Here is an 18,810-nt window from a genome sequence, read left to right as displayed (position 1 = left end):
AGGATGAACCGCACCGCGACACTCCTCCTCACTGCGCTGGCCCCGATCTCCTGGGGCACCACGTACCTGGTGACGACCGCGCTCCTCCCCGCAGGTCATCCCCTTCTGGCAGGCGTGCTGAGGGCTCTCCCCGCCGGCATCATCGCTCTCGCGATCGGCGGCACGCTGCCGCGTGGGGGCTGGTGGGGCAAAGCCGTGATCCTCGGCATCCTCAACATCGGCGCCTTCTTCGCGCTCCTTTTCGTCGCTGCAGAGCGGCTGCCCGGAGGTGTCGCCGCCGCCGTGGCCGGCGTGCAGCCACTGATCATCCTCGCGTTGGGCGCACTCGTCGTGCAGGAGCGCATCCGCCCGACGGCGGCGACTGCCGCCGTCGTAGGCGCGGCCGGCGTGGCACTGATCGTGCTGAGTCCGGCGGCATCGCTCGACCTGCTCGGTGTGCTCGCGGCGACCGGGGGCGTGACCGCGACCGCTCTCGGGATGGTTCTCACCAAACGCTGGGGTCGGCCGTCCGGCGTCGGCCCTGTCGCGTATGCGGGCTGGCAGCTGACCGCCGGTGGGCTCTTTCTGCTGCCGCTCACGCTCATGTTCGAAGGTCTCCCCCCGGCGATCGACGGCACTGCAGCCCTCGGCTACCTGTGGCTCGGGAGCGTCGGCGGCCTGCTCGCGTACACGCTCTGGTTCCGCGGCATCCAGCAGCTGCCGGTGATCGCGCCGGGGTTGCTCGCGCTGCTCTCCCCCGTGGTCGCAGCGATTCTGGGCACGCTGGTCGCCGGAGAGAGGTTCGCTCCTGTGCAGACGGTCGGCCTCGCACTCGTCCTGCTGGCTCTCGTCGCGGGGCAGCTCGGAGCGCTGCGCCGCCCTCGCGCCTGAGCGTCAGCCCTTGCCGAACAGTTTCTGGATCTCGGCGAGGTCGGCTTCGCTGGGCGCCTTCGCACCGCCGAGGCCGAAGCCCGATCCCGTCGGCGACGAAGACGGCGCGATCCCCGCGTTCTCGGCAGCGCGCTTCGCGGGGTTACCGGAGCGAGAACCGGCGGCGGACTTGCCCTTCTTGCCGCGCTTCGACGACGCGCCGGGCTTGCCCATTCCGGGCATCGATCCCATACCCGGAATGTTCGGTGTGCCTCCGCGTGCGACGGTCTTCATCATCTTGGCCGCCTGGTCGAAGCGCTGCACGAGCTGATTGACGTCGGTGACCGTCATCCCTGAGCCGCGCGCGATGCGCAGCCGACGCGATCCGTTCAGGACCTTCGGGTTGCGGCGCTCGCCCGGCGTCATCGACCGGATGATGGCCTCGGTGCGATCGATCTCGCGCTCATCGAAGTCATCGAGCTGCTGCTTCATCTGCCCCATGCCGGGGAGCATCCCCAGCATCTTCTTCATCGATCCCATCTTCTTCATCTGCTGAAGCTGGTCGAGGAAGTCTTCGAGGGTGAACTGCTCGGTGGCGAGCTTCTCGGCCATCTTGACGGCCTCTTCCTCATCGAAGGCCTGCTGGGCCTGTTCGATGAGGGTGAGGATGTCACCGAGGTCGAGGATGCGACTCGCCATACGGTCGGGGTAGAAGGGCTCGAGGTCCTCGAGTCGCTCGCCGGTCGAGGCGAAGATGATCGGCCGGCCGGTCACCGAGGCGACGGACAGCGCTGCACCACCGCGCGCGTCACCGTCGAGCTTGGAGAGCACGACGCCGGTGAAGTCCACACCCTCCTGGAAGGCCTTCGCGGTGTTGACCGCATCCTGACCGATCATCGCGTCGATGACGAAGAGCACCTCGTCGGGGTCTGTCGCCTTGCGGATGTCCGAAGCCTGCTTCATCAGCTCGGCATCGACACCGAGACGACCGGCGGTGTCGATGATGACGACATCGTGCTGGTGACGACGCGCATGCTCGACGCCGTCGCGTGACACGCGCACCGGGTCACCGACGCCGTTGCCGGGTTCGGGGGCGTAGACCGTGGCGCCCGCCTGCGCGGCCACGACCTGCAGCTGGTTGACGGCGTTCGGACGCTGCAGGTCGGCGGCGACGAGCAGAGGCGTGTGCCCCTCTCCCTCGAGCTGCTTGGCGAGCTTGCCGGCGAAGGTCGTCTTTCCTGAGCCCTGCAGTCCTGCGAGCATGATCACGGTCGGCGCGGTCTTGGCGAACCGCAGGCGGCGCTGCTCTCCGCCCAGGATCTGGACGAGCTCCTCGTTGACGATCTGCACGACCTGCTGCGCCGGGTTGAGCGCCTTGTTGACCTCATCACCCAGTGCTCGCTCGCGCACCTTCGCAGTGAACTCCTTGACGACGACGAGCGCGACGTCGGCATCGAGCAGTGCGCGACGGATCTCGCGCACTGTGCCGTCGACGTCGGCCGCGGTGAGCTTTCCCTTCGTGCGCAGATTGCGGAAGGTCTCGGTGAGCCGATCGGAGAGCGTGCCAAAGGTAGCCATGGTGACACCGAGTTTACGCGACTCGGAGACAGATCTCGGCGCGGGATGCGCGCGAACGCGGTCAGCGCGTCGACGCCCGCCAGGGCAGCGCGTCGACGGCCTGCACCGCGTCGTCGAACCTCTCCGAGACCGTGCCCCGCCCGGCGCCGCTCTCCGCCCATGCCCGCACTGCCGCGAGGACGGCCGCCGACCAGGTGGCGGCGACGATGTCCGCGGCCACCGCGGCGACGCCCGACCGCAGGGCGAGGTCTCGAAGTGCCGCCGAGAGCCGTGCCTGGCGCAGCGCCGCATCCTGCACCAGTTCATCGTCGAGCCCCATCGCGGACGCGTTCGTCATGGCGAGGGCAAGACTGTCCGGTGCGAAGTCCGCGACCAGGGTCGTGAGGATCCGCCGGACCTCGCTTCCCTGGCGATCCTGCGGCACGGCGCTCAGGTCATCGACCGCTGCCGCGATCCGGTCGTCCAAGCCCGACCACAGCACGTCGCTCTTCGAGGAGAAGTAGTTGAAGAAGCTCGACCGGCTCACCCCTGCCCGCTGGGTGATGTCAGCCACGGAGGTCGCGTCGTAGCCGCGCTCGAGGAAGAGCTCGCATGCAGCGTCGGCCAGCGTCTCGCGGGATGACGCCCTGGGGCGTCCGGCGCGGCTCGTGCTGGTCATGCTCACACGCTACCGCGCGACGCGTCACGGTGACGCGGATCACAGATGAGGGTATTGTTAGACGCAATCCATCTATCCCGAGTGGGAGTGACATGACCACGCTCGACATCCTGACTCCGGGCCTCGCGCCTGACTGCATCCCCTATGCCGAGGGATGGGATCTGCAGCGCCGCGTGCACGCCGACGTGGTCTCAGGCGTTCGCCCCGACACGCTCATCCTTCTGGAACACGAGGCCGTGTACACGGCGGGCAAGCGCACGGAACCACAGGAGAGACCCCACGACGGCACGCCCGTCATCGATGTCGATCGCGGTGGGAAGATCACCTGGCACGGCCCGGGGCAGCTCGTCGGGTATCCGATCGTCCGCCTCCCTGAGCCGATGGACGTCGTGGCCCATGTGCGTCGTCTCGAACGCGTGCTGATCGACGTGCTGCGCCCATTCGGTGTCGACGGATATCAGGTCGACGGCCGGAGCGGCGTCTGGGTGCGTCGCCCCCTCTCGGAGGACAAGGTCGCCGCGATCGGTGTGCGTGTGCAGCAGGGCGTCACCATGCACGGCTTCGCGATCAACTGCGACAACAGCCTCGCCGGTTTCGGAGGCATCATCCCCTGCGGCATCACCGACGCGGGCGTCACGACTGTGAGCGAGGTCGTCGGAGCTGACCTCTCCCCCGCCGACATCGTCGACGCCGTGTCCGCCGCCTTCCTCGCCGAGTACTCGACCGCCCACCACGCAGGAGTTCCCGCATGACCGCCGCACCCGAGGGACGCAAGCTCCTCCGCCTCGAGATCCGCAACGCGGAGACCCCCATCGAGCGCAAGCCCGAATGGATCAAGACCAAGGCGAAGATGGGGCCCGAGTACACGGCTCTGCATTCGCTGGTGAAGAGCGAAGACCTCCATACCGTCTGCCAGGAGGCCGGCTGCCCCAACATCTTCGAATGCTGGGAGGACCGCGAGGCGACGTTCCTGATCGGCGGCTCGCAGTGCACGAGACGCTGCGACTTCTGCCAGATCGACACGGGCAAGCCCGACGCCTACGACACCGACGAACCGCGCCGGGTCGCCGAGAGCGTGGCGCGCATGAACCTCCGCTACGCCACAGTCACGAGCGTGGCCCGCGACGACCTCCCCGACACCGGCGCATGGCTCAACGCCGAGACCGTCCGCAGGATCCACGAGCTCAACCCGAACACGGGTGTCGAGCTGCTGGCGAACGAGCACAACGCGGATCCCGCATTCCTCGACCAGATCTTCGACGCGCGTCCCGAGGTGTTCGCGCACAATGTCGAGACGGTGCCCCGCATCTTCAAGCGCATCCGTCCGGCATTCCGGTACGAGCGCTCACTCGACGTGCTCACCCAGGGGCGCACCGCGGGCCTGATCACCAAGTCCAACCTCATCCTCGGCATGGGCGAGGAACCGGAGGAGGTGGTGCAGGCGCTGCAGGACCTGCATGACGCCGGGTGCGACATCATCACCATCACCCAGTACCTGCGCCCGTCGCCTCGGCACCTGCCGGTCTCCCGGTGGGTGAAGCCCGCAGAGTTCGTGGAGTTCAAGGAGGAGGCGGAGCGGATCGGCTTCCTCGGCGTGCTCGCCGGTCCCCTGGTGCGCTCGTCATACCGCGCCGGTCGCCTGTGGGCCCAGTCGATGGTGTCGAAGGGACGGGAGATCCCCCCGCACCTCGCGCATATCGCCGAGAGCGCCGACCTCGGGTTCGCTCAGGCCGTCTGAGCGGCGGCTTCCGTCATACGGAGTCCCACCCGTGCCGACCTCTCAGTCGGCACTCATCACCGACTGCACGCTGCCGTCGGAACCGAGGTTCACGAGCAGCACATCGTCTGTGGTGCCGGCGTCGAGTGCGTACTCGAGCACGGCGAACGGCTCGGATCCTCCGTGCTCGTCGGCCAGGATCGTCATGCTCATCAGCCGCAGCGAGCGGATGATGTCGACGGCGGCATCGCCGCTCACATCGACCAGCACATCCTCCAGCTCGTCGCCGTACGCCTCCTGCTGCTGCAGGATGTACTCGGTCACCTCGCTGGTGCGGTCGTCGACCTCTGCGAGCATCCCACGGCGGGAGGTGTCGTCGACGCTCTCCAGCCCGGCGATCAGCGACGCTGCGATGTCGAGGGCGTCAGTGGAGACGTCGTCCTGATCAGGGGCCGTGAGATCGACGGTGACGCTCTGGTCACCGAGTTCCACGGTCTCCGACCAGAAGATCGAGCCGTCGGGTCCTGACGACAGGAGTCCGAAGTAGTCGTGTTCGATCGCCATAACGCTATGAAACCAGCCTCGTGCTCGCGGCGGTAGTCCCGTCGTCAGCCGACGAGCGACTGGACGAAGACATGGGGGGTGAATCCGGTGAGATCGTCGATTCCCTCGCCCTGTCCGAGGAGCTTGACCGGGATGCCGGTGCGCTCCTGGACGGCGAGGACGAAACCTGCTTTGGCGGAGCCGTCGAGCTTGGTGAGGACCAGCCCCGTCACCCCCGCGTGCTCGAGGAACGCCTCGGCCTGCATGACGCCGTTCTGACCCGTGGTGGCATCGAGCACCAGCAGCACCTCGCTGATCGGAGCCTGCTTCTCGATGACCCGACGGATCTTGGTGAGCTCGTCCATCAGACCGCCCTTGGTGTGCAGCCTGCCCGCGGTGTCGATGATCGCGATCTCGATGCCCTCGCGCTTGGCGTACTCGATGGTCTGGAAGGCGACGGATGCCGGATCCTGCCCCTCCTGCTGGGGGCGTACGATGGCGGCGCCGCCGCGCTGCGCCCAGGTGGCCAGTTGGTCGACCGCGGCCGCGCGGAACGTGTCGGCAGCGCCGACGACCACGCTGCGCTGGAATCCGCGGAGGAACTTGGTGAACTTGCCGATGGTCGTGGTCTTGCCGACGCCGTTCACCCCGACGACGAGCACCACGGCCGGCCGTTCGGTGAGCTTCAGCGTGGTATCGAACTTCGCGAAATGTTCCTCGAGCGTCTCGCGGAGCATGCGCTGCAGATCCTGCGGATCGGTGGTGCGGAAACGCTCGACCTTCTCACGCAGTTCGTCGACGACGCGCTCGCTGATGTCCGGACCGAAGTCCGCCGTGATCAGCGCCGTCTCGAGGTCTTCCCACGTCGTCTCGTCGATCGTGGGCTTGACGAACATCCCGCGCAGTGCACGGGTGAGGGACCAGGACTTCTCCGCCATGGGTCCAGCCTACGGGTACCATCCTGAGATGCCTCCCGAACACGTGTTCGTCCATGGGGCCGGACGGCGTGGCACGGACGCATGGCCGAGACTCGACGCCGCGGACGGCGACTTCGTCTCGTTCACCCCCGACAGCGCGATCGCCACGCAGGTGAGCGAGCTGCTGTCGACACGAGCGCATGCTCGAACGCTGTTCGTCGCTCACTCCATCGGCGCGGTACCGACTGTGCTCGCCGCCGCTCACCTCGACGTGGCCGGGATGGTCCTCGTCGAGCCGGCACTGTATGACATCTCCCGCGGGCACCCGTCCATCGAACGCCACATCGCCATCGTCACCGAGGCTCGGGCACTGGCCGCAGCAGGCGATGTCCGTGGCTTCTGGATGATGCTGCGCCCAGTCATGTTCGGCGGGTCATTCCGGCCCGAGCTGTGGGACAGGGAACAGGCTCTCGCGCGGCACTGGGCCCGGACGGCTCTTCCCTGGGGCCACGGAGTGCGCGAGCGGATGGTGCACGGCATCCCGACCCTGGTCGTGACCGGCGGCTGGAACGACGAGTATGAGCAGATCGCCGCCGACCTCACGCATGGGGGCGCCACCCACGAGATCCTGAGCGGTCACGGGCACAGACCGCAGGATGCTCCGGGTTTCCGCGAACTCGTCAGCAGGTTCGCCGCGGATCTCCGCGCCTGACGATCCAGCACACCATCGGCGGCCGCATCCTGAGCACGACTTCGGATGACGGATGCGGCGCGCCGGGGATCGGAGGCTCCGGTCGGCGTGGCGTGGCGCAGCATCCGCATCCGTGCCCGGGAGCGGGCGAGTCCGTGTTCGGGAGCGGGCGAATCCGTGCCCGAATGAATCCGAATCTGTCGTGATCAGGGCGCCCGAACGGATGCCGGGTCAGACGGCAGCGCGGTCGCCGACACGCTGACCGACGACGGCCGAGACGCCGTCCTGGCGCATCGAGACGCCGTACAGCGCATCCGCGATCTCCATCGTGCGCTTCTGATGCGTGATGACGAGGAGCTGGGAACTCTCGCGAAGCTGTTCGAACACGGTCAGGAGCCGGCCGAGGTTCGCGTCGTCGAGAGCCGCCTCGACCTCGTCGAGGATGTAGAACGGGCTCGGCCGCGCTTTGAAGATGGCGACCAGAAGCGCCACCGCCGCGAGTGAGCGCTCGCCACCGGAGAGGAGCGAGAGCCTCTCGATCTTCTTGCCGACAGGTCGCACGGAGACCTCGATGCCCGTCGTCAGCATGTTGTCGGGGTCGGTGAGCGAGATGCTGCCCGACCCGCCGGGGAACAGCAGGGGGAACACCTCGCCGAACGCTCGCTTCGTGTCCTCGAATGCGCTCGCGAAGATGATCTGCATGCGCTCGTCGAGGTCCGCGATGATGGTCAGCAGATCCTGACGGGTCTGCGTCAGATCTGCCAGCTGCTCGGTCAGGAACGCGTGCCGCTGCTCGAGGGCTGCGAACTCCTCCAGGGCAAGCGGATTGACGCGACCGAGCTGAGCGAGCTTGCGTTCGGCATCAGCGAGTCGACGCTGCTGGATGCGGCGATCGAACGGGATCGCCGGGTCGTCCGCCTGGTCGCCATCGCTGGCCGCCGCACCGGGGTCGCGTGGAACAAGCTGATCCGGGCCATATTCCGTAACGAGAATATCTTCGTCCAGTGCGAGTTCGGACGCGACGCGCTCGAGCAGGCTGTTGAGGTGGAGCTTCTTCTCGTGGATCTGCAGTTCGAGTCCGTGGACGCTCTCCGTCAGTCCTGCGAGACGCTCCCGCAACGACGATTCCTGCGCGCGCAGTGCGGTGAGCTCCTCGTTCTGCGCCGAGCGCGCGGCTTCGGCCTCGGCCAGCACGACCCTCGCCTCGGTGACGGACCGATCTATCGAATCCAGGATCCGCGGCAGCTCCGACGCGACACCGGCGGCGGCTTCGCGCTGCGCCCGCCTGACGACCGCGCGGCGGGCGGCCTCGGCCGCGGCGTCCCGCTCCTGTTCGCGTTGTCGCTCCAGGCTCGCGACCCTCGACTGCGCCGCACGTACGCGCTCACGGAGCGTCTCGATGTCGAGTCGCGCCCGCACCTCGGCCTCGCGAGCGAGCTCGAGGGTCTCCAGAAGACCGTCTCGCGCGGATGCGTCGAGCACCGGACGCGGCGCCGACACTGCCGCGTCCAACTCCGCCTTCGTGGACTCCGCCTTCGCCGCGGCGTCTTCGACCGCCTTCTGCGCCTGTTCCAGTCCGGCCTCCAGGCGCTCGCACTCGGCGACCGCCGACTCGTGTGTGACCGTGATGCGGTTCACCTGCTCGGCGTGACTGGCGAGCGCTGCGTCGTGCTCGCGCAGAGCACGCAGCGCGTCCTTGGCATGTCGACGAGAGACCTCGACGGCCTCGTTCGCCTCCTCGCGCGCCTCGCGCAGCGTGTCGACGATCACCTGCACCTCAGCGAGCCGCTCGTTCGCGGCGTCGCGCTCGGCCGCGAGCTCGAGTCGGGATCGCTCGCCGCCCGACCCTGTGCGCAGAGTCTGTGCGGTGACGACATCGCCTCCGGTGGTGACGATCGTCGTGGTGGTGTCGCCTGTGGCATCGAGTGCGGCGCGGGCGCTGCGGGCGGCGTCGAGCCCGTCTGCGATCAGCACGTGCGACAGGATCCCGAGCACTCCGTCAGGTGCGGTGACCGTGTCGACCGCGGGCGTCACGCCCTCGAGAACGGGAAGATCGACCGTCGGTCGCGGGGCATCGGCGACCACGAAGTCGACCACTCCCCTGCGCTGTGCGGCCGCATCGTGGGCGAGGGAGAAGGCATCGGCGGAATCGCCGACCAGCACCCCCTCGGCGAGCGGGCCGAGAACCGCAGCGATCGCCGCCTCGAATCCGGCTCTGACCTGCACCGCATCACCGACCAGACCGAGGATGCCGTCACCACCGTTCTTGACGATCTCTGCCGCGCCGCCCGAGATGGCCAGGGCGCTGCCGAGTGCGGCGGACTTCGCGGTGAGCGCATCGACCTCCCGCTCCGCCGCGTGCAGCCGCTCGCGCAGTGCCTCCCGCTCGGTCTCCGCAGCCGTCGCCGCGCGTTGTGCCGTCTCGTACGCAGCGGAATGCTCGGCGGCCGTCCCCTCGGGTGCCTCGGCATCGTCGATCGCCTCGAGTGCCTCCGCGGCCTCACGACGGCGGTTCTCGGCGGCCTCGAGCGCATTCTCCTGGCGCAGCACGGCACCACGCACGGCGGCCAGAGCGGAGGCCGCAGCATCGGCCGTTCCCCGAAGAGAGCTGATGCGCATGTCGTAGGCCGAGACCAGAGCGCTCTGCTCGGCGATGTCGACGTCGAGGGTGTCGAGCTCGGCACGCGCCAGCACGACCTCCCTGCTCGCCGCCGTCGCTGCTTCCTGAGCATCGCCGAGTCCGGCGGAGATCTCGGTGATCTCGTCCTTCGCATCGTCGATCGTGCTCTGCGTCACGGTGACGGAGGCCACGGCCGCATCGTCCTCCTCGGATCCGAGGAGCGCGAGCCGCTGATTGGCGAGCGTGTACAGACCGCGCATCCGCTCCTGAACCTGTTCGAGTCCGAAAGCGACGCCGCGTGCCTGGTCGACCGCGACGGAGTTCTGATCCTGTTCGAGTCGCGCGATGCCGGCTCGAACGGCCTCGGCCTGATCCGACAGCACCAGACGCTCGGTGTGCCGCTCGTGCTCCGTACGGGTGTGGTCCGCCAACGCGGTACGCAGTGCGACCACGTCGTCGGCGAAGATACGCGCCTTGGCATCACGGACCACGGCAGCGATCGTCGCGGCCTCTCGAGCGACCTCGGCCTGGCGCCCGAGGGGCTTGAGCTGTCGGCGGATCTCCCCCGCGAGGTCGCTGAGGCGGGTGAGGTTCGTCTCCATCGCATCGAGCTTGCGGAGCGTCTTCTCCTTGCGCCGTCGATGTTTGAGGATGCCCGCGGCTTCTTCGATGAAGCCGCGACGGTCCTCGGGGGACGCCTGCAGCACGGTGTCCAGACGACCCTGCCCGACGATCACGTGCATCTCGCGCCCGAGCCCGGAGTCACTGAGCAGTTCCTGCAGGTCGAGCAGACGGCAGGTCTCCCCGTTGATGGCGTACTCGCTCGAGCCGCTGCGGAACAGCGTCCTGCTGATCGTCACCTCGGCGAACTCGATGGGCAGCGCGCCGTCGCTGTTGTCGATCGTGAGCTGCACCTCGGCGCGCCCCAGCGGCCCCCTCGTCGAGGTGCCGGCGAAGATGACGTCCTCCATCTTGCCGCCGCGCAGTGTCTTGGCACCCTGTTCGCCCATCACCCAGGCAAGGGCGTCGACGACATTCGACTTGCCGGAGCCGTTGGGTCCGACGATGCAGGTGACACCCGGTTCGAAGACGAAGCTCGTGGGCTGCGCGAAGGACTTGAACCCTTTGAGGGTCAGGCTCTTCAGGTGCATGCGCGTACCGCGCTTCCGGGGTGGATCACGCCCATACGCTACCGGAATCACGCGGCACGACAGGCATCCCGCGCTGGTCGACGACGAACTCGACCTCGTCGCGACACGCCGACCGGACACGTCCGTGCTTGACGGACACGCCCGGGTGTCGCTACCGTAACCTGCGGATCGCCACACGAAAGGAGGTTACCGATGATGATCACAATCACTGCACAGGCCACTGGCCTCGCCGCGCCGTTCGCGCCGCGTCTTGCGCATTCGGTAGCCGCCGGCGTCCGCACCAGCTCTCTCTCGTAGAGCCGAGGATCCCGCGCAGCGGCATCCGCAGCGCTCTGCCCGTCTCGGGCTCCTCCGACGCGTGTACGCACGCCCACCCTCTGCTCCGCCTCGGAGCACGGATCCCCGCCGCATCCGGCGGTCGCCTCTTCGGCGCAGCCCGGATCGCGCGCCGCAGCACAGCGCCCAGACTCCGCGTCGACGGCGCCTGCGCTGCTTCTCGCTCCGCACACACTCTCGAAGGACACATCGTGAACACGACGTTGCACCGCAACCTCACCCATCCGCCCGATACCGAGGACCAGCTGGTCCTCCATCTCCCCGCCCCCGACGAGCTGCGTCGTCTCGCCCTCTCGGATCGACTGTCACTGCGAATCGGCCTCTGGCTGCTGCAGCGGGCGCAACGACCGCGGCGGGAGCATCGCGTCGCATCTCCCACCGCGTACGACTCGCTGCATCTCGAACGACGCGGGCGGACCCCCGCCGAATCGTTCGCTCTGCTCACCTACGACCTGCAGCGTCAGCTGCGCTGACCTGGAGGCCACAGATGAGCATCTCTCTGATCGAGGACGCGACGCTGCATCCGCTCGTGCTGCCGGCACGAGCGGATGCCGCGGACGCGGACGAGTTCCGCGAGCTGACCCGCGTGCGCAACGAGGTGTACCGCGAGCTGACGGGCCGCACGGAGCAGGACCTCACCCCCGAGGCCCTGCTGCCTCTGCTCCGCTCCCGCAGGGAACGGAGCACGGTCGCGTGGATCGTGCGCGTCTCCGGCGAGATGGTCGGTCGCGCAGTGGTCGACATCCCTCACGAAGAGGGGTCGAAGGTGTCCAACGCTTCGATCGAACTGCACCCACGGGCGTGGGGTCGCGGTATCGGGACGGCCATCCTGCCCCATCTGGAAGCAGTCGTGCGCGAGCACGGTCGCACCGTCATCCAGGACTGGACCGAGCAGCAGGCGAGCGACGGCGCCCGGCTGGAGGCGCGCACCGGGTTCGGAAGCGTGCCGGACGACCATGTCGCACGGTTCCTGCGGCGCCACGGCTTCACGCTCGAGCAGGTGTATCGGGTGAGCCGCCTCGATCTGACCGCCGGTGCGCGCGCACTCGCGGCCTCGCTCTTCGAGGAGGCGGAGGCTCATGCGCCGGGATATCGAGTGCGGCAGTGGATGGCGCCCACCCCACCCGAGCACCGGGACGGCTACGCATGGCTCAAGTCGCGCATGTCCACCGACGCCCCCTCGGCCGATCTCGAAGCCGACGAAGAGGCGTGGGATGCGGACCGCCTGATCGCGGGTGAGGCTCGTCTGGCCGAAATGGGCCAGACATACCAGGTCACGGTCGCACAGCACCTCGAGACGGGTGCGCTGGCGGCTTTCACCGAGCTCGGCATCGGGCCCGACCGCACGGGCACGACGCATCAGCACGACACTCTCGTCCTGAAAGAACACCGTGGCCACCGTCTCGGCCAGCTGGTGAAGTGCGCCGCGCTGCTGTCGTGGATCGACGTCGCACCGGAGTCGACGGACATCATCACCTACAACGCCGAGGAGAACCGGCCCATGCTCGCCATCAACGAGGCCATGGGCTTCACCGCCATCGCCTACGAGGGCGCCTGGAAGAAGGACCTGTCATGACCACGATCGAGATCGCGCCGATCATCTCCCCGCTGACCGTGCCGAGCGCGCTCGGCGACGAGGATGCCGCGGACTTCCGGGCCTACGCCGAGCTCAACCGGCAGATCTGCGACGAGTCCGTGGGTCTCCCGGATCTCGCTCCTGACGCCGCTCAGCTGCTGGCCGGATGGCAGGACGGGACCGACACCCTCCACACGGGCTTCGTCGCGCGGCGCGGAGACGAGATCGTCGGCATGATCACGATCGACTACGCCCAGGAGGCCGACGCGCACGCCGCGGAGGTCGACCTGATGGTGCCCGAGCGGTACTGGGGGCACGGAGTCGAGGACGCCCTGCTCGATCTGGCCGAGATCGAGGCTCGCGCCCGCGATCGCTCGCTGGTGCAGATCTGGTCGCTGCATCGCCCCATCGAGACGAAGCGCATGCTCGCGCCGCGCACCGGATGGGGGCGCATCCCGGCGATCCCCCTCTCCGACCTCCTGGAGGGACGGGGGTACGAACTCGAGCAGGTCGAGCGCAACAGCGAGTTCGATCTCCGCACGGACCCGGCACCCCTGCAGGCGGCGAGGCTGGCTGCCGAGTCGGCCGCCGGCGACGACTATCGCGTTCTGCAATGGATGGCGCCGACTCCCCCGGAGCTCCGCGCGGGATACGCGGCGATCCTCGCACGTCTCTCGACCGACGCGCCGAGCGGAGACATGGACTTCGTCGCCGAGGTCTGGGACGCCGACCGGGTGGAGCGCCGGGAGAGACGCCTCGCCGGCGCCGGCCAAGCCCTCTCGATCGTGGCCGTGCAACACATCTCCACGGGTGACATCGTCGCTTACAACGAGCTGCTCATCGGGGCGGACCGTACGGGAGCGACCCATCAGTTCGGCACACTGGTCTCGAGCGCGCACCGAGGTCACCGCCTGGGTGCACTGGTGAAGACCGTGAACCTCCTGCACTGGCGCGAGGTCATGCCCCAGTCGCCGACGGTCTCGACCTTCAATGCCGAGGAGAACCGTCCGATGCTGAGCATCAACGAGGCCCTCGGCTTCGTTCCGGTCTCGTACTCGGGGGCATGGCAGAGGCGTCTGTGAAGGTCATCCGATCGGTGTACTCGGCGCGCGGCGGATCATCCCCCCGGCCGATGCACCGATCGGGTGCCTGCCGCGAGGCTGGACACATGAACAATTCCGTCCTCGATGCGCACACCCTGACCAAGACCTATGGCGAGACACATGCTCTCGCCGGCGTCGATCTGTCCATCGCCCGCGGCGAATCCGTCGCCATCATGGGCGCATCGGGGTCGGGTAAATCCACTCTGCTGCACGTGCTCGCCGGCATCATCGTCCCTGAGACCGGCGCCGTCACGTATCATCCGGCGACCGGTGCGCCGATCGAGCTGTCCGCCCTCGGCGAGTCCGCGCGCTCGCGCCTGAGGCGGGAGCGGTTCGGTTTCGTCTTCCAGCAGGGTCTGCTCATCCCCGAGCTGACCGCCGTCGAGAACGTCGCACTCGCCTCGATGATCAACGGCGTCAAGAGAGCGGATGCCGTCACTCACGCCGCCGCCTGGCTCGCCGCACTCGGTCTCGCCGGAATGGAGGATCGCCGCATCGGCGAACTCTCCGGCGGCCAGGCGCAACGCGTCGCGATCGCACGCGCCCAGGCGACCGGCGCCGATCTGGTGTTCGCCGACGAGCCGACAGGCGCCCTGGACTCGCACACGTCGCAGGAGGTGATGGACGCGCTCCTGTGGTCGACGACCGGTCAGGGGCGAACCCTGCTTGTCGTCACCCACGACGCCGACGTCGCCGCACGGTGCTCGCGGATCATCGCGGTCCGCGATGGCATGGTCGTGTCGGCGGGGGTGTCGGCATGAACCCGAACGTGCTCGCGCTGCTCCTGCGTCCCACGAAGGAGCAGACCGGCGTGGTGGTGCTTCCCGTCGTCGCCTTCGGCGTCGTGACCGCCCTCGTGCTCACCGTCGTCGGCGGCGCTCAGTCGTTCTGGGGATGGACCGACGAATTCGCCCCGCTCTATCAGGCGCTGGCCGCGATCGCTCTCGTACTGCTGGTGGTGCCGCTGACGACCCTCGGCGGTGCCGCGGCGCGACTCTCCGCACGTCGGAGGGATGAGCGGCTCTCCACCCTGCGTCTGCTCGGAGTCACGCCGATGGGCGTGGGGATCGCCACGGTGATCGAGTCGGTGATCGTCGCCGCCGCTGGTGCGATCGCCGGCGTGCTCGCCTACTTGCTGATCTCGCCGTTGATCGGGCTGATCCCCTTCCGCGGCGCCGCCCTCGGCCTCGATGCCGTGCTGCTGAGGCCGCTCGGCATCGCCGCCGTCGTCGGTGGGATCCTCGTCGTAGCTGCAGGAAGCTCCGCGCTCGGACTCCGGCGCGTGATCATCTCGCCGCTGGGCGTGCGGTTGCGGGCGACGGCCGCCCCCGTGCATTGGGTTCGAGCCGTCATCGGGATCGCGGTCATCGCAGTCGCCTTCGCGGTCGTGAAGGTCTTCCCCACGGTCGCGGGTCTCGCCGTCACGATCGCCGTGCTCGCGGCCACGTTCGCGCTCGCGCTCGCGGTGCTCAATCTCGTCGGGCCCTGGGTTCTCAAGATCACCGCCTCACGTCACCTCCGTCGAGCGCAGACACCCGAGAGACTGCTCGCGGCCCGCATGGTGCTCGACTCCCCCAAGGCCGCCTGGCGTCAGGTCAACGGGATCGCCATGGCCAGCTTCATGGCCGTGTTCGCCGGAACCGGCGTCTCACTGATCAACGCGATCGGCGGTGAGGCCGCCGCGGCCTCGGACGTCGCGCTCGCGGTCGACATGCGCACCGGGCTCATCATCACGCTCGTCGCCTCGTTCCTGATGGTGGCCGCATCCGTCGGAGTGAATCAGGCCTCCGCCGTCCTCGATCAGAGTGAGCTGCACCAGAGCCTGCACCGGCTCGGGGTGCCGGTCTCGACCGTCGACCGCGCCCGTCAGCGTGCGATCATGTCGCCGCTGCTGATCACCGCGCTCGGTTCCGCCCTGTGCGCGGCCGTGCTGGTGTTCCCGCTACTCGGCATCGCAGTGATCGTCGCGCCGGAATCCCTGCTCACGATCGGCGGGGTCCTGGCGCTCGGCATCGGGCTGGTCTGGGCCAGCACGCGGGCGACCGCGCCGCTGCTGGGCCGCTCGTTCCGGGCCGTATGACGCGGCCCGGATCGTCCGCAGAACACGGTCGGGCATCCGAGGTGTCGGCGTGCGCTCAGCGGCGTCGCTGGCACCTCGGGCAGTAGTGGCTCGAGCGATTCATGAACGCCTCCCGGACGATCAGGGTGCCGCACCGTGGGCACGGCTGGCCGCCCCGCCCGTACGCATTGAGGGAGTGGGCGAAGTAGCCGGCCTGGCCGTTCACGTTCACGTACTGCGCGTCGAAGCTCGTCCCGCCCTCGGCGAGTGCCTTCGCCAGCACGATCCTGATCTCGGCGAGCAGCCGCTTCACCGCCACCGTCGAGAGCGCATCGGCAGAAGTCTCGGGGTGGATGCGAGCAGCCCACAGCGATTCGTCGGCGTAGATGTTCCCCACCCCGCTGATGACCTGCTGGTCGAGCAGCACCCGCTTCACGGCACTCCGCCGGCGTGTCAGCGCGCGAATGAATTCGGCGTCGTGGAACAGCGGATCGACAGGGTCCCTGGCGATGTGCGCGACCTGGGTGGGGATGCGCGACGGGCCATCCGGCACCAGACGATCGACGGCGAGCGAGCCGAAGGTGCGTTGGTCGGCGAAGACGATCGCAAGCTCGCCGTGCTGAGGATGCTCGACGAAGATGCGGATCCGCTCATGACGTTCGGCTGCGGCATCCGGAGCACGCAGGAGCATCTGTCCGCTCATGCCGAGATGCGCGATCACCGCATCGACGTCGGAGTCGAGCGGCAGCCAGAGGAACTTGCCCCGCCGCTCGGCTCCGCGGAACGTTCGGCCCTCGAGACGGGAGACGAAGTCGGCCGCGCCGGCGGCGTGACGGGTCAGCGCCCTCTCGTCGAGGACCGAGACCGCGGTGATCAGCGACCCCGTCGCTGCCGGAGCGAGACCGGCTCTGACGACCTCTACCTCGGGGAGCTCAGGCACGCTCGTTGAGCAGCCGCCACGCGCTGAGCGCCGCGGCCATCTCGGCGGTCTTCTTGCTGCTGCCCTTGCCGGTCATCGCGACATCGCCGACGACGACCGTCGCGAGGAAACGACGATCATGGTCGGGTCCGCTCGCCTCGACCGAGTACACGGGCGGAGTGGATCCGGCGCGAGCCGCGAGTTCCTGGAGGCTCGTCTTCGGGTCCATCGCGGCACCGTAGCGCTCGGGATCGGCCAGCAGCGGTGCCGTCAACCGCAGCACGAGCTCGGTCGCGGCGTCGGGGCCGGCCGACAGGTACGTCGCCCCGATCACAGCCTCCATGGTGTCGGCGAGGATCGAGTCCTTGTCGCGTCCGCCGGTCTGCTCCTCGCCTCGGCCGAGCCGCAGATGGCTGCCGAGACCGATGGCTCGTGCGACCTCCGCCAGGGCGACCGTCGACACCACGCTGGCGCGCCGCTTGGCGAGCTCACCCTCGTCGAGCGTGGGGTGTGTGGTGAAGAGCATCACCGTGACGGCCTGACCGAGCACAGAATCGCCGAGGAACTCCAGGCGCTCGTTGTGAGGGATTCCCCCATGCTCGTACGCGTAGGAGCGATGGGTGAGAGCCAACTCCAGAAGCTCCGCGTCGATATCGACGCGGAGCTTCTCTGGGAGATGTCTCGTCCCCTCAGGGACCTTCGTCACAGTAGTGAAGTCGCGACTCAGACGTCGGCGACCTTGCGACCCTTGTACTCGAGGAACAGCTCGGTGCCCTGCGAGTCGGTGACGACCTTCGCCTGGTGCGGACGGCTGTAGACGACCTGGCCGTTCTCGACGGTCTTGACGAGCGCGACGGGCGCCGCCTTCCACTGCGCGCGGCGCGAGCGGGTGTTCGAACGGGATACCTTGCGCTTCGGGGGGTTACCAGCCATGACTAGCTCTCTTCTTTCTCGGCGGCACGAGATTCTTCCGTGCCGTCTTGGTCTGTGATGTTCTGGAGCGCACTCCACCGAGGATCGATGGGAGCGGCGTGCTCCGTTCCGGTGCTCTCGGTCAGCCTCTCGCCCGTTTCCGGGTCGAGACCCGGGCAATCCGGCTGACACACCGGCTGAAAAGGAAGTGCCAGTACGGCAGCATCCCTGACCAGAGTTTCAAGATCCACGTGGTCGTCTTGAACCTCGAAGTCAGTTTCTTCCTCACCAGGATACGCGAAAAGCTCCTGGAACTCGACTTCGACGGGCCGGGTGATGTCGATGAGGCAGCGACCGCACACGCCGGAGTACTCCGCATCGGCGGTTCCCGACACCAGGATGCCCTCGTGGACGGACTCCAGACGCACGTCGAGGTCGAGCTCGGAACCGGCCTCGAAGGCCACGATCCCCTCCCCCCAACCGTCCTTCAGGGTCACCGAGAACTCGTGCTCGCGCATCTCGCCCGGTCTACGGACGATGTCGCGGACGGGCAGGACGAAAGGACCATTCATTCGGGAACGCACCCCGCAATGGTACCGGCTCCTGGGCGTGCGAGGCTGGTTCCGGGCTGAGCGCGACAGCGCCCGGCTGCGCTCTAGATGCCGCGCGAGCCGGTGTCGAGGAACGCGGCGACGGCGGGTGGCACGAACGGCGACACATCGCCGCCGAGTCCGGCGACCTGCCTGACCAGCGAGCTGGATACCAGCGCGTGGGCGGGATCCGGCAGCAGGAAGACCGTCTCGATGTCGGCGAGATGACGATTCACGATCGCCATGGGCGATTCGTAGGCGACGTCGATCTGAGAGCGGATGCCCTTGACCAGCACTCCGGCACCCACATCACGCGCGTAGTCGACCAGCAGGCCCATGCTCCACGAGCCCACCACGACGTTGTCGCCGATGCCCTCGTCGGCGATGGACTGCTCGATCAGCGACATGCGCTGGGCGATCGGGAGCATCGCCTCCTTGCCCGGGTTGTGCACGACGAGCACGTGGAGTTCGTCGTACAGCTTGGCCGCACGACGGATCACATCGAGATGACCCAGGGTCGGCGGATCGAAGGAACCCGGGACGACGGCGATCCGACTGCTCATCCCCCCAGCCTAAAGCACATGGTGCGCA

19 protein-coding genes are annotated in these 18,810 nt (G+C 68.2%); 9 read left to right on the top strand and 10 right to left on the bottom strand.

Annotated elements, in window-relative coordinates:
- The first annotated feature begins 3 nt into the window (after window positions 1–3).
- A complete protein-coding gene (locus DXT68_RS07550; protein WP_045255232.1) occupies window positions 4–870 on the top strand; it encodes an EamA family transporter in 867 nt (288 codons plus the stop codon).
- Window positions 871–873: 3 nt separating this feature from the next.
- On the opposite strand, the gene ffh is transcribed toward DXT68_RS07550, so the two are convergent.
- Together ffh and DXT68_RS07540 are read right to left on the bottom strand one after the other, a co-directional pair.
- Entirely contained in the window at window positions 874–2,427 is a 1,554-nt protein-coding gene (gene ffh, locus DXT68_RS07545; protein WP_045255233.1) for a signal recognition particle protein, read from the bottom strand.
- Window positions 2,428–2,488: 61 nt separating this feature from the next.
- Window positions 2,489–3,085, bottom strand: coding sequence for a TetR/AcrR family transcriptional regulator (locus tag DXT68_RS07540; RefSeq protein WP_045255234.1), 597 nt, complete (start codon window positions 3,083–3,085; stop codon window positions 2,489–2,491).
- 92 nt (window positions 3,086–3,177) lie between these two features.
- Between DXT68_RS07540 and lipB the strand changes: the two genes are divergently transcribed.
- Complete coding sequence (lipB, locus tag DXT68_RS07535) at window positions 3,178–3,837, top strand: lipoyl(octanoyl) transferase LipB (protein WP_045255235.1); 660 nt, start codon at window positions 3,178–3,180, stop codon at window positions 3,835–3,837.
- On the top strand, window positions 3,834–4,823 hold the full coding sequence (gene lipA / locus DXT68_RS07530) for a lipoyl synthase (RefSeq protein WP_045255236.1): 990 nt from the start codon (window positions 3,834–3,836) through the stop codon (window positions 4,821–4,823). The genes lipB and lipA overlap by 4 nt, the downstream gene beginning before the upstream one ends.
- 42 nt (window positions 4,824–4,865) lie before the next feature.
- On the opposite strand, the gene DXT68_RS07525 is transcribed toward lipA, so the two are convergent.
- Window positions 4,866–5,366, bottom strand: coding sequence for a DUF2004 domain-containing protein (locus DXT68_RS07525; protein ID WP_045255237.1), 501 nt, complete (start codon window positions 5,364–5,366; stop codon window positions 4,866–4,868).
- Between the two features lie 44 nt (window positions 5,367–5,410).
- The gene (gene ftsY, locus DXT68_RS07520; protein ID WP_045255238.1) at window positions 5,411–6,283 is read right to left on the bottom strand and encodes a signal recognition particle-docking protein FtsY; all 873 of its coding nucleotides are present in this window, start codon (window positions 6,281–6,283) and stop codon (window positions 5,411–5,413) included.
- A 28-nt stretch (window positions 6,284–6,311) separates the two neighbouring features.
- On the opposite strand from ftsY, the gene DXT68_RS07515 reads away from it, so the two are divergent.
- The gene (locus DXT68_RS07515; RefSeq protein ID WP_156149316.1) at window positions 6,312–6,974 is read left to right on the top strand and encodes a hypothetical protein; all 663 of its coding nucleotides are present in this window, start codon (window positions 6,312–6,314) and stop codon (window positions 6,972–6,974) included.
- A gap of 210 nt (window positions 6,975–7,184) precedes the next feature.
- Here the strand turns inward: DXT68_RS07515 and smc are convergent, their stop codons facing one another.
- Window positions 7,185–10,724: a chromosome segregation protein SMC gene (smc, locus tag DXT68_RS07510; RefSeq protein ID WP_045255240.1), complete on the bottom strand. Its 3,540-nt coding sequence runs from the start codon at window positions 10,722–10,724 to the stop codon at window positions 7,185–7,187.
- A 527-nt stretch (window positions 10,725–11,251) separates the two neighbouring features.
- Between smc and DXT68_RS07505 the strand changes: the two genes are divergently transcribed.
- The 5 genes from DXT68_RS07505 to DXT68_RS07485 all read left to right on the top strand — a co-directional run bounded on the left by DXT68_RS07505 (window position 11,252) and on the right by DXT68_RS07485 (window position 15,819).
- The gene (locus DXT68_RS07505) at window positions 11,252–11,533 is read left to right on the top strand and encodes a hypothetical protein (RefSeq protein ID WP_045255241.1); all 282 of its coding nucleotides are present in this window, start codon (window positions 11,252–11,254) and stop codon (window positions 11,531–11,533) included.
- Between the two features lie 14 nt (window positions 11,534–11,547).
- Complete coding sequence (locus tag DXT68_RS07500) at window positions 11,548–12,636, top strand: GNAT family N-acetyltransferase (protein WP_115760473.1); 1,089 nt, start codon at window positions 11,548–11,550, stop codon at window positions 12,634–12,636.
- Window positions 12,633–13,718, top strand: coding sequence for a GNAT family N-acetyltransferase (locus DXT68_RS07495; RefSeq protein ID WP_045255242.1), 1,086 nt, complete (start codon window positions 12,633–12,635; stop codon window positions 13,716–13,718). The genes DXT68_RS07500 and DXT68_RS07495 overlap by 4 nt, the downstream gene beginning before the upstream one ends.
- A gap of 86 nt (window positions 13,719–13,804) precedes the next feature.
- On the top strand, window positions 13,805–14,500 hold the full coding sequence (locus tag DXT68_RS07490) for an ABC transporter ATP-binding protein (protein WP_045255243.1): 696 nt from the start codon (window positions 13,805–13,807) through the stop codon (window positions 14,498–14,500).
- Window positions 14,497–15,819 carry an FtsX-like permease family protein gene (locus tag DXT68_RS07485; protein ID WP_045255244.1) on the top strand — a complete coding sequence of 441 codons (1,323 nt, stop codon included), beginning with the start codon at window positions 14,497–14,499 and terminating at the stop codon, window positions 15,817–15,819. Before DXT68_RS07490 ends, DXT68_RS07485 begins: the two co-directional genes overlap by 4 nt.
- 55 nt (window positions 15,820–15,874) lie before the next feature.
- Here the strand turns inward: DXT68_RS07485 and mutM are convergent, their stop codons facing one another.
- The 5 genes from mutM to coaD form a co-directional block, all read right to left on the bottom strand.
- Window positions 15,875–16,738, bottom strand: a complete 864-nt coding sequence (mutM, locus tag DXT68_RS07480) for a bifunctional DNA-formamidopyrimidine glycosylase/DNA-(apurinic or apyrimidinic site) lyase (protein ID WP_045255245.1) — start codon at window positions 16,736–16,738, stop codon at window positions 15,875–15,877.
- The gene (rnc, locus tag DXT68_RS07475) at window positions 16,731–17,423 is read right to left on the bottom strand and encodes a ribonuclease III (protein WP_045255246.1); all 693 of its coding nucleotides are present in this window, start codon (window positions 17,421–17,423) and stop codon (window positions 16,731–16,733) included. The genes mutM and rnc overlap by 8 nt, the downstream gene beginning before the upstream one ends.
- A 17-nt stretch (window positions 17,424–17,440) precedes the next feature.
- Complete coding sequence (gene rpmF, locus DXT68_RS07470) at window positions 17,441–17,650, bottom strand: 50S ribosomal protein L32 (RefSeq protein ID WP_029263535.1); 210 nt, start codon at window positions 17,648–17,650, stop codon at window positions 17,441–17,443.
- A 2-nt stretch (window positions 17,651–17,652) separates the two neighbouring features.
- Window positions 17,653–18,201 (bottom strand): YceD family protein, encoded by a 549-nt coding sequence (locus DXT68_RS07465; RefSeq protein WP_045255247.1) that lies wholly within the window; start codon window positions 18,199–18,201, stop codon window positions 17,653–17,655.
- A gap of 83 nt (window positions 18,202–18,284) precedes the next feature.
- A complete protein-coding gene (gene coaD / locus DXT68_RS07460) occupies window positions 18,285–18,782 on the bottom strand; it encodes a pantetheine-phosphate adenylyltransferase (RefSeq protein WP_045255248.1) in 498 nt (165 codons plus the stop codon).
- Window positions 18,783–18,810: the final 28 nt, after the last annotated feature.

It is taken from the genome of Microbacterium foliorum (assembly GCF_003367705.1).
GTDB lineage: Bacteria > Actinomycetota > Actinomycetes > Actinomycetales > Microbacteriaceae > Microbacterium > Microbacterium foliorum.
The sequence above is the reverse complement of the archived record's forward strand: the minus strand, read 5'-3'. Positions and strand labels throughout refer to the sequence as shown.

Coding starts and splice junctions, on each gene's coding strand:
- DXT68_RS07525 (WP_045255237.1), bottom strand. CDS start 5,366: ATGGCGATCGAACACGACTACTTCGGACTCCTGTCGTCAGGACCCGAC.
- lipA (WP_045255236.1), top strand. CDS start 3,834: ATGACCGCCGCACCCGAGGGACGCAAGCTCCTCCGCCTCGAGATCCGC.
- DXT68_RS07500 (WP_115760473.1), top strand. CDS start 11,548: ATGAGCATCTCTCTGATCGAGGACGCGACGCTGCATCCGCTCGTGCTG.
- DXT68_RS07550 (WP_045255232.1), top strand. CDS start 4: ATGAACCGCACCGCGACACTCCTCCTCACTGCGCTGGCCCCGATCTCC.
- ffh (WP_045255233.1), bottom strand. CDS start 2,427: ATGGCTACCTTTGGCACGCTCTCCGATCGGCTCACCGAGACCTTCCGC.
- lipB (WP_045255235.1), top strand. CDS start 3,178: ATGACCACGCTCGACATCCTGACTCCGGGCCTCGCGCCTGACTGCATC.
- ftsY (WP_045255238.1), bottom strand. CDS start 6,283: ATGGCGGAGAAGTCCTGGTCCCTCACCCGTGCACTGCGCGGGATGTTC.
- DXT68_RS07490 (WP_045255243.1), top strand. CDS start 13,805: ATGAACAATTCCGTCCTCGATGCGCACACCCTGACCAAGACCTATGGC.
- DXT68_RS07465 (WP_045255247.1), bottom strand. CDS start 18,201: ATGAATGGTCCTTTCGTCCTGCCCGTCCGCGACATCGTCCGTAGACCG.
- smc (WP_045255240.1), bottom strand. CDS start 10,724: ATGCACCTGAAGAGCCTGACCCTCAAAGGGTTCAAGTCCTTCGCGCAG.
- rpmF (WP_029263535.1), bottom strand. CDS start 17,650: ATGGCTGGTAACCCCCCGAAGCGCAAGGTATCCCGTTCGAACACCCGC.
- DXT68_RS07515 (WP_156149316.1), top strand. CDS start 6,312: ATGCCTCCCGAACACGTGTTCGTCCATGGGGCCGGACGGCGTGGCACG.
- DXT68_RS07485 (WP_045255244.1), top strand. CDS start 14,497: ATGAACCCGAACGTGCTCGCGCTGCTCCTGCGTCCCACGAAGGAGCAG.
- DXT68_RS07495 (WP_045255242.1), top strand. CDS start 12,633: ATGACCACGATCGAGATCGCGCCGATCATCTCCCCGCTGACCGTGCCG.
- DXT68_RS07540 (WP_045255234.1), bottom strand. CDS start 3,085: ATGACCAGCACGAGCCGCGCCGGACGCCCCAGGGCGTCATCCCGCGAG.
- coaD (WP_045255248.1), bottom strand. CDS start 18,782: ATGAGCAGTCGGATCGCCGTCGTCCCGGGTTCCTTCGATCCGCCGACC.